This is a genomic window from uncultured Thiodictyon sp. (assembly GCA_903837595.1).
Lineage (GTDB): Bacteria > Pseudomonadota > Gammaproteobacteria > Chromatiales > Chromatiaceae > Thiodictyon.
Window position 1 is genome coordinate 1 of sequence record CAILVI010000272.1, and the last position, 9571, is coordinate 9571.

The 9571-nt window shown below is 66.1% G+C and carries 10 protein-coding genes; all 10 read left to right on the forward strand.

The features are described from left to right. The first annotated feature begins 176 nt into the window (after positions 1–176). Positions 177–3932, forward strand: coding sequence for an exodeoxyribonuclease V subunit beta (gene recB, locus QZY44_RS15010; protein WP_295447591.1), 3756 nt, complete (start codon positions 177–179; stop codon positions 3930–3932). Continuing rightward, a complete protein-coding gene (locus QZY44_RS15015) occupies positions 3929–4114 on the forward strand; it encodes a hypothetical protein (protein WP_295447593.1) in 186 nt (61 codons plus the stop codon). The genes recB and QZY44_RS15015 overlap by 4 nt, the downstream gene beginning before the upstream one ends. Before the next feature lie 83 nt (positions 4115–4197). After that, complete coding sequence (locus QZY44_RS15020; RefSeq protein ID WP_295447596.1) at positions 4198–4338, forward strand: hypothetical protein; 141 nt, start codon at positions 4198–4200, stop codon at positions 4336–4338. Positions 4339–4853: 515 nt separating this feature from the next. Further along, positions 4854–5300, forward strand: coding sequence for a hypothetical protein (locus tag QZY44_RS15025; RefSeq protein WP_295447599.1), 447 nt, complete (start codon positions 4854–4856; stop codon positions 5298–5300). A 687-nt stretch (positions 5301–5987) separates the two neighbouring features. After that, complete coding sequence (locus QZY44_RS15030) at positions 5988–6464, forward strand: type IV pilin protein (RefSeq protein WP_295447602.1); 477 nt, start codon at positions 5988–5990, stop codon at positions 6462–6464. After that, positions 6458–7087, forward strand: a complete 630-nt coding sequence (locus QZY44_RS15035; RefSeq protein WP_295447605.1) for a GspH/FimT family pseudopilin — start codon at positions 6458–6460, stop codon at positions 7085–7087. Before QZY44_RS15030 ends, QZY44_RS15035 begins: the two co-directional genes overlap by 7 nt. Continuing rightward, entirely contained in the window at positions 7087–7533 is a 447-nt protein-coding gene (locus QZY44_RS15040) for a prepilin-type N-terminal cleavage/methylation domain-containing protein (RefSeq protein WP_295447608.1), read from the forward strand. The genes QZY44_RS15035 and QZY44_RS15040 overlap by 1 nt, the downstream gene beginning before the upstream one ends. Before the next feature lie 62 nt (positions 7534–7595). Further along, positions 7596–8720, forward strand: a complete 1125-nt coding sequence (locus tag QZY44_RS15045) for a PilW family protein (RefSeq protein WP_295447612.1) — start codon at positions 7596–7598, stop codon at positions 8718–8720. After that, on the forward strand, positions 8714–9364 hold the full coding sequence (locus tag QZY44_RS15050; RefSeq protein WP_295447614.1) for a hypothetical protein: 651 nt from the start codon (positions 8714–8716) through the stop codon (positions 9362–9364). The genes QZY44_RS15045 and QZY44_RS15050 overlap by 7 nt, the downstream gene beginning before the upstream one ends. 16 nt (positions 9365–9380) lie before the next feature. Further along, positions 9381–9571 (forward strand): hypothetical protein (locus tag QZY44_RS15055; RefSeq protein ID WP_295447617.1); only part of this gene is annotated, 191 nt, incomplete at its 3' end.

The window sequence follows — 9571 nt, forward strand, 5'->3', positions numbered from 1 at the left end:
GCGCCCGCGCCACCCCGAACGATGAAAGTGGCGGGCGCCTTGGCCGTTCCCCCTCCCCGGCCCTCCCCCACAAGGGGGGAGGGAGAAGTGGAGCGCGCTCCCGGCGCGACTTTCACGGTAAAGCCTCGACCAGTTGTTGACCGGCCAACTTGCGCCAACCGATGAGCGAATCCAGGATGAATCAACCAGACTCAATCCATACTAGTGGCACCCCGCTCGACGCCCTCACCATCCCGCTCCTGGGTCTGCACCTGATCGAGGCGAGCGCCGGCACGGGCAAGACCTACGCCATCGCCCACCTGGTGCTGCGCCTGGTGCTGGATGGCCGGCGGGTGGACGAGGTGCTGGTGCTGACGTTCACCGAGGCGGCCACCGAGGAGTTGCGCGAGCGCATCGCCCGTCGGCTGCGGGAGGCGCGGGCGGTGCTGACCGCGCCGCCCCCGAACGGCGCGCCGCGCGACCCGCTGCTGGCCGCGACCCTGGCGCAGCAGGGTGATGCGACCCTCGCCCTGGCCCGGTTGGATGCCGCCATCGCCAGCCTGGACCGGGCGGCCATCCGCACCATCCATGGATTTTGCGGGCGTGTGCTCAAGGACTTTGCCTTCGAGAGCGGCGCCCCGTTCGACGCGGAGCTGATCACCGATGAGCAGGACCTGCGCCAGGCCGCCGCCCAGGATTTCTGGCGCCGCCGCATGGCCGGGGCGGATGGCGAGGAGGCCGCCTGGCTGCTCGCCGAGTGGCCGGGCGGCCCCGACGGCCTGCTGAGTGCCCTGGCCGCCCACCTGGGCCGGGCCGCGCCGCGCCTGCTCCCCGCGGCGACCGGCGATTATGAGCGGCTGCGCCAGTCGCTCCTGCGCCTGCACGGGGAACTCGCCGCCGCCTGGCCAGGCGCCCGCGCGGCGGTGACCGCACTGCTGCGTGACAACCCCTCGCTATCGCTCACGAGCTACAAGCCGGGCGCGGTGGCCGAGGGGATCGCCGCCATGGACGCCTACTGCAATGGCCTGCCCACCAGCCAACCCCCGGAGCGCCTGGTCCTCTTCACCCCGGACAAGCTCAAGGGCGCGACCAAGAAGAAGGGCACCACCCCCGAGCACCCCTTCTTCGGTCTGTGTGAGCGTCTGGCGGCCATCGACCCGGACACCCTGGACCGCGCCCGCCGGGCCGCGACCCTGATCGCGGCCTATGGCGCGCTACGCGCGGATCTGGTTCGGCTGAAGGACGAGCGGCGTGTGATCTATTTCGACGACCTGCTGACACGTACTGCGCAGGCCCTGGCCGGGCCGCGCGGCGTGGCCCTGGCGGCGCGGGTGCGCGCGGCCCATCCGGTGGCACTGATCGACGAGTTCCAGGACACCGACGACCTCCAGTACCGCATCCTGCAGGGTCTTTACGGCAATCAACCGGCCACTGGGCTGTTCCTGATCGGCGACCCCAAACAGGCGATCTATGGCTTCCGCGGGGCCGACATCTTTACCTATATCGCCGCCCGCCGGCAGGCCCAGGGGGCGGGTCAGGTCCATACCCTGGATACCAACCGCCGCTCCGCCGCCGCGCTGGTGCAGGCGGTCAACCAGTTGTTCGGGCGGGTCAAAGCGCCCTTTATCTTCGAGCCGGATATCCGCTTCGAGCCGGTGGCGGCCGGGTCGGATGCCGACCGCTCGCCGCTCTCGATCGAGGGGCAGACGGCGGGTGCACTGGTGTTCCGCTGGTTGCCGCTCACGGCGGACAATGCCACCAAGAAGGGCGACCGCATCGTCGCCGAAGCCGCCCGGCGGGCGGCGGTCCAGGACTGCGCCCAGCAGATCGCCGACCTGCTGCGCGGTGCCGCCGCCGGCCGCACCCGGGTCGGCGAGCGGGCGCTGCGCGCCGGGGACATCGCCGTGCTGGTGCGCAAGCATGGGGACGGACTGCTGGTGCGCGACGCGCTGGCCGCCCTTGATATCGGCTGCGTCAGCATCGGCCAGGAGACGGTGTTCGACTCCGAAGAGGCCGAGGACCTGGCCGCCCTGCTGGACGCGCTGGCACCGGGGGCAGGGGAGACCCGGGTGCGCACGGCGCTCGCCACCCGGCTGCTCGGGTGGACCGCCGCCGAGTTGGCCGCGCTGGGTGAGGCCCAGTGGGATGGGGCGGCGGATGACGGCACCGCGGCGGCGGACGCCCGTTGGGGTGCGGTGCTTGGGCGCTTCGACGGCTATCGGGAGGCGTGGCGTAACCGCGGTTTCATGGCCGCGCTCGATGCACTGATCCACGGTGAGCAGGTCCCGGAGCGGCTGCGCCGCGGGCCGGACGGGGAGCGGCGCCTGACTAACCTGCTGCACCTGACCGAATTGGCCCAGGCCGCCTCCCGGGAGCACCAGGGCCATGAGGGCCTGACCCGCTGGCTCGCGCAGCGCCGCCGCGGCGAGGGTGAGCGCGGGGGCGAGGCCGCACTGCTGCGCCTGGAGAGCGACGAGAATCTGGTCCAGATCGTCACCTTCCATAAGAGTAAGGGACTGGAGTATCCGGTGGTCTTCCTGCCGCTGCCCTGGTCAAAGGGGCGGGACCCGAGCAGCCGCGAGCCGGTCGCCTTCCACGACCGCGCGACCCTGGCCGCCTGTCTGGACCTGGGGTCGCCGGACCAGGCGGCCCATCGCGGACTGGAGGCCGAAGAAGACCTGGCCGAGCGCCTGCGCCTGCTCTATGTCGCCGTCACCCGCGCCCGGCATCGCTGCGTGATCCACTGGGGGCCGGTCAACGATGCCGAGGGCTCGGCCGCCGCCTATCTGCTCCACCAGGGGCCAAACGGGGAGCCGGCCGCCGGGCGGATGTCGGGCCTGGACAACGCCGCGCTGCGCGCTGAGGTCGAACGCCTGGGCGCGGACCTGGCGGCGGACCTGACGGGGAACGGGGCGGCGAACTGGGCGGGGTCCATCCGGGTCGAGGACGTGGCGCTCGACAGAGCCCCCGGCGCGGCGCCGGCGCCCGGTCCCGTGCCGACCCTGAGCGCGGCCGTCTTCCGCGGTCTGATCCCGGACGACTGGCGGCTGTTGAGCTTCTCGGCCCTGGCCCAGGGGCGGGACGTGGAGCGGCCGGACTATGACGCCATTGTGCCGTTGCCGGACCTGCAATCCGGGGCGCTGGCCGCGCCCGAGGCGCAATCCGCAGCCGCGGTGGCGTCCGACGCGGCCGGTGCGGCGTCCCCGCCCGATCCCATCTTCAGCTTTCCCCGTGGCGCCCGCGCCGGGCACTGTCTGCACGACCTGTTCGAGCACCTGGACTTTCGCACCGCCACCGGGCCGACCCTGGAGCGGGCGGCCACCGCGGCCCTGGCCCGGCACGGCCTGGAGCCACACTGGTCGGCGACCCTGGTGGAGCTGGTCGGGCGGGTGCTGGATACCCCACTGGGGCCGCAGACCCTGCAACTGCGCGACCTCAGCCCGCGGGATCGCCGCACCGAGCTGGAGTTCCACTTCGCCCTGGACGGTTTTGATCCCGCGGCACTCAACGCGGTACTCGCTGCCCACCAGGTGCCGACCCTGGGTGCGTTGAGCCGGGCCCGGGGCGGCGCCGGACGCCTGGGTCTGTCCGGTCTCATGAAGGGCTTCGTCGACCTGGTCATCCGGGTGGACGGTCGCTTCTACATCCTGGATTACAAATCCAACCACTTGGGCGACAGCCTGGACGACTATGGCCCCGCGGGGCTCGCGGCCGCCATGGTGCGGCACGGCTATCACCTGCAATACCTGATCTATACGGTTGCGCTGCACCGCTATCTGCGCCGCCGCCTGCGTGACTATGACTATGATCAGGCCTTCGGCGGGGTGCGCTATCTCTTCCTGCGCGGGATGCGGCCGTCCGCGGGCCAGTCGCGCGGGGTCTTCGCCGCCCGGCCCGACCGCGCCTTGATCGCGGACCTGGACCGCCTGTTCGGTGCCGCCGGCAAGCCGTGAAGATCCAGGCGGCGCTGGGTTCCAATCAGCTCATCTTCAGCGCTTACCCACCCGAGCGTGGCAGCACTGATGAGACCAATACCGAGGCCTTTGTGTTCAACGGGGCTTGGAAAGACCGGCTCACGGTGGTCTATAGCGAAAAGGGCTTCTTTGCCGGCGGTGCCAATGTGCTGTCAGGTTAAGATAACTGGGCGCGCGTCATCGCGTACGAATGAAGCCATAGTCAGGTCGGGACTGAGGACTATCCGGCGGATAATTCTTACGGATGGCAAGGCATGAACCCCAGGACCCCAAGTTCAATGGTAACGGGGCCATCCGTAATGTCGAGAACTGGGCCTATCTGGCGGGTGATTGCGCCGGTGCGCTCAATGGCAGTGAGCGTGCCACGGCACTGAAGCTGCCATGACGCGCCCGCGGCTGCGCCGCCCGGTGTGGGCGGGCTCGGGCGCTGTGGTGCTCGCCGCGCTCCTGCCGACACCGCTCGGTCACACGGCCACCGCGTCGTCACTCCAATCGCGCTGGCGCACGGGAGCGTACTGCACCCCGATCCCTAGACTTCCCACTGGCTGGACGCCCGGGCGGTGGCCCAGCGGCCCACGAGCGCGTCTGCAAATGCGGCCCCCGCACGCCTGATCAAGGTGTGCAGCAGGTCGGCCAATCTGGCGCTAACGCAATATTTATCATTTGGTTACCGCCTTTTATGGACGGCATGTAAGGCATTGCGGTAGCGACTGCAATGAGCGGTTCAATGCGGTATCGCCTACTTGCGGCTGGACGGTCATTCTTGTGATAATCCGCACCGTCGAGCCCCCTACCCGCTGTTCGACTGGCGGTTTCCCTGCGGCGGGCACGACAGCACCAGCAGCTAGGACCTTAAACTTGCAGGATGCCCCGCAATAGATGGGGCTAAGACGGTAAGCCATGAATGACACATTGAGCAGAATCAAGGCCGAAGCAGAACGTCGGCAGGCCGCTGCCGCGACGGGCAAGAGCTCATCGCAGGAGTTGGCCCAGCGGCGGCACGAGGCGGCGGCGCCTCTGTTTAAGGCGTTTGCCGATGTCGAAGACAGTTTCGTCCGGATCGATGTGCTCAAGGAGATCTGGCCGGATGATTATCAGCGGCGGCCTGACCGGGCGCGCGGTCTGGTCATGGGGGTGCTCGGTGGGGAGCGTTGTCCCTCTGGCCTGGCGCTGCACATCCCCGGTGGTCAGGCCTCCTATGCGGTTGAACTGACTTGGGACGGCAAGGTTGTCTATGTCAGCTCACGACAGACCAAGACCGCGCAGCCGCAAGCCTGGAAGTTCGAGACACCGGAGCCATGGCTGGAGGCGTTCTACCTGACGATGGCGACGCTGCTGGAACTCTGATCCCCTGCGGGGTTCGCTCCACCCTTCATCGAGCGGCCGCCACGCTGGGCGACGTCGTCTGGTGGTGGCCTTCAGGTGACTGTTTTTGCTGTCGGCACCGTGCGCGCGCCTGATCCGACCGAGCGCCCCGGTAAGCCGGCTAGCCGCGCTGGTACCGCAAAGACCCTGGCAGGAACAAGTTGAATGCTTGCCGGGCGGTCTTATTTTGCGCAGTACGTCCAGCGTGCGACTCACATCACAAAACGCTTCATGTGACTTTTGCTACGCTCCAAGAGACCCGTGAACCCCACCTGCGGTCTTGACTGTGCGCGTCGGGGCTCGGATACTTCCGGAGTAGCCGGTTAAGGTTTCTTTACAACGCCTCTCGCCTTATGGTTGCCCAGCGCTTTGCCGTGAAAGTTGCATCGGGTCCTGTAGCCGCGGCATCTGGCCGCGACGAGACCTCAGCGTAGCGACTCGGCAGTGCAGCGCGGCCGCAGGCCGCTGGGCCTTCATGGTCTGGGGTGGCCGGTGTTGCTGCCATGGCCGTTAGCCCCTCCCGCGGCGAACCGGTTACCTTGGACGATGACAGTCCCCGTCGGGTGGGCTTCGGCGTAACCCACGCGGGTGCGCGACGATCCTAAGGCCCCACCGTGGCGCAGGTCATGCGTGTTATCGGCCCACCTCGGTCCATTTGAAGGTCGTTAGATGATTGCTCACCCACTCAGCCCCGTCACACTGCCCCCCCATCCCGCCGGCTTTACCCTGATCGAGCTCTTGTTTGTGGTGGGCATTATCGGCATCTTGTCCGCGTTTGCCTTTCCCGCCTATCGCGATGCGATGATCCGCGGGAGAATACCGGATGCACTCGGCTATCTTGCGGCCAGGAGGGTGGCCATGGATCAGTATTTTCAGGATAACCGGGTCTATGGCGATGACCAAACCTGCGGCGGTAGCGTTGCCGGCTTAGTCGATACGGCGAGTAGTCAATATTTCAATTTTACCTGCCCGAGCTGGACGGCCACCACCTATACCCTCCAGGCGACTGGCAAGAATGCAATGGCCGGCTTCACCTTCACCATCGATCAATCGAATACGAAAAAGACCACGGCGGTGCCGTCCGGATCCGGCTGGTCGCTGCCGAGTACGAATTGTTGGGTCACCAATAAGGGCGGTAAGTGTTGAACCATCCTGAGCGCCGGCGGGGCTTCACCCTGATCGAACTGGTCGTCGGCATGGCGATCCTCTCCGTCCTGTTGGTGATGGGGCTGCGCAGTTTCATGGACTGGATCCAGAACGGCCGGATTCGCACCGCGACCGAGTCCCTGCAAAATGGGTTGCAACTCACGCGGGCGGAGGCGGTGCGACGCAACACCACGGTGCGTTTCCAGCTCACCGACACCCTGACCGCCGCCTGTGCCCTGGCCGTCGCTGGCCCCAACTGGGTCGTCAGCGTGAATCCCGCCGCGGGTGCATGCGCTGCCACCCCGGCCGATCCGCCCCTCCCGCCCAATGTTGCGGACGCCAACAACCCCTATATCGTGCAGACGCGGCCTGCTGCCGAAGGGACGGGTACCAGCGTGATTGCGGCCACACAAGCGGAAATCGACTTTAATGGTCTGGGCCGGGTAACCAATATGCTCGCCGGCCGTAGCACTGTCCAGATCGATATCAGCAACGCCACCGGCACCTGCCTGGCGGCCGGCGGGACCTGGCGTTGTCTTCGCATCGTTGTCTCCGCCGCTGGACAGATGCGCCTGTGCGACCCGGCCGTCACCGCCGCCAGCGACCCAAGGAAGTGTTCCTGATGAATACCTTTCCGCGCCAGGCCGGCCGGCAAGCGGGCTATCTGCTCCTGGAGGTCTTGATTGCCGCTGCCATTTTCTCGGTGGGCATTCTCGGCGCCATCAGTCTGCAGGCCGCCTCGATCAGGAATAACAGCCTGGCCGAATATCGCGGCAATGCGAGCTTTCTGGCCAATGCCTTGCTTGGCCAGATGTGGGCGGACGATCGTACGCCAGCGACGCTTGCCTCCAATTTCGCGACCGACGGCGCGAAGTACCTGACCTGGCAGACTGACGTGAACGGCCAATTGCCGGGCGCGGTGGAGCACCCACCCACGGTGGCGGTGACCTACGTCGCCGGCACAGCTGCGCCGGCCACCGCCAAGAGTCACGTGACGATTACCGTGTTTTGGCAAGTGCCGGGGGCCACGGAAGTGCATCAATATGTTGTCATTGCTGACATCAAGTAGCTGACGCCATGACACCAGTGCCGCCATTGCTGTCGGGTCGGCGTGCCGCTGCCGGTTTCACCTTGATCGAAATCCTGATCGCCGCGCTCATCGGGGTCGTCAGCATGGTGGTCATTATGCAGATATTTATCACCTTCGAAGGGAAAAAGCGCAGTATCAGCAGCGGCGGTGATGCGCAGGCCAGTGGTATCTTTGCACTCTACACCCTGCAAGATGATCTGCGTCAGGCCGGTTACGGTGTCAGCTCATTTAATCTGCTCGGCTGCAATCTGTCATGGGTGCCGACCGCTGTCACGCCCGCCGTGACGGTCACGCTGACCGCGATGGCCCCCGTCACCATTAACCATAGCGGTATTCCGGTCGGGGATGCCAACACCGATACCCTGCTCATCGTTTATGGTAATGGCAATGGCTCCGCGGAAGGCGATATCATCGCCACCAGTACCAGCCCCAATTACAGCGTGCAGACGCCGACTGCGTTTGCCAGAAATGATTTCGTCATCGCCCTGCCGTCGGTTCGGCCAAACCCCTGTGGCCTCACCCTGGCCCAGGTCACGGGCGATCCCCTCGCCGTGACCCCTCCCACCGTGACCCCTTCGGCCTGGGTGGCGGGCATGACCGGGGGTACGCTGTTCAATATCGGCAATAACCCCAGGATACAGGCCTATGCCATTCGTGGCGGCAACCTGACGGTCTGCGATTACCGGGTGAATAACTGCGGTGACACCACCGCGAGCGTTGTCGCCGATACCACGGTGTGGGTGCCGATCGTCAACGATATCGTCAGTCTGCGTGCTCAGTATGGTCGCGATACCACCATCCCGATGGACGGCATCGCCGATGTCTATAATCAGACGACCCCGAGTGCCGGTTCCGGCTTTCAGTGCAATTGGGCACGGATTTCCGCCGTGCGGATCGTGGTCGTGGCGCGCAATGCCCAGTATGTGCGTGAAAGCAATACCAGATATGACGCGACGAATGTACCCTCCTCGGAAGCTCCCATTTGGGCCGGCAGTTCCATAAACCCGCCCGGCAGCACGGTCAATGCCATTGACTTAAGCGTCCCGGCGAATGCGCCCCCTAACGAGACATGGAAAAACGAGTGGTTTCTCTACCGTTACCGCAAATTCGAGACCGTGGTGCCGATCCGCAACGTTCTTTGGCTGGGGGCACTAGCGGGATGTTGACCGGCGCCTTGGGTCCAGCGGGAAAGCAGCGCGGCGTCGTGCTGGCGGTTACCATGATCGTGTTGGTGACGATGATGTTGGCCAGCGCGGCACTGATCCGTTCGGTGGATACCGCCGGGGTCATCAGTGGCAATCTGGCCTTCAAACAGTCCGCACCCCATTCCGCCGATGTCGGCATCGAGGCGGCCATCGGCTGGCTGGAGACCAACAACGGCGCCACCCTGTACAACGATGACCGCGCGAACGGCTACTTCGCCACCCGGCAGGACCCGGACCCCGCCACCACCCCGCCACAGACCTGGGACGCGTTCTGGGTCAATGTACTGGTCGGCAGGGCGGTGGCCGCGACGGATGCTGGGGGCAACCATACGGATGCCGCGGGCAACCAGGTGTCCTACGTTATCCACCGGCTGTGCAACGGATCGGGCAATCCCGGATTGGCAATCCAGCCCAATGGCTTACCGCCCCCCCAGTGTTCGCTGCCGCCGCCGTCGGCGACCAGCACCTGTACCGGCAACAGCATGGGGGCCAATACCAGTACCCCGCTCACCTGCAACCGTAATCTCTATTATTATCGGATCACCGCGCGCACCGACGGGCCGCGCAATACGGTGAGCTATGTCCAAGTCACCGTCGTGATGTGACTCAGGAGCAACACCCATGACCAGACTCAGCGCCGTGAAGGTATCGTTATGGGCCAGCTGGCTCTGGTTGTGTGCGGCCGCGGTGATGGCCGGCAGCACCGATCTCGCGACCTCGCCATTGGTGACCAGCGCCCCGGCGACGGTGGCGCCCAACGTACTGCTGATGATGGACGACTCGGGGAGTATGTCCTGGACCTTTATGCCGGA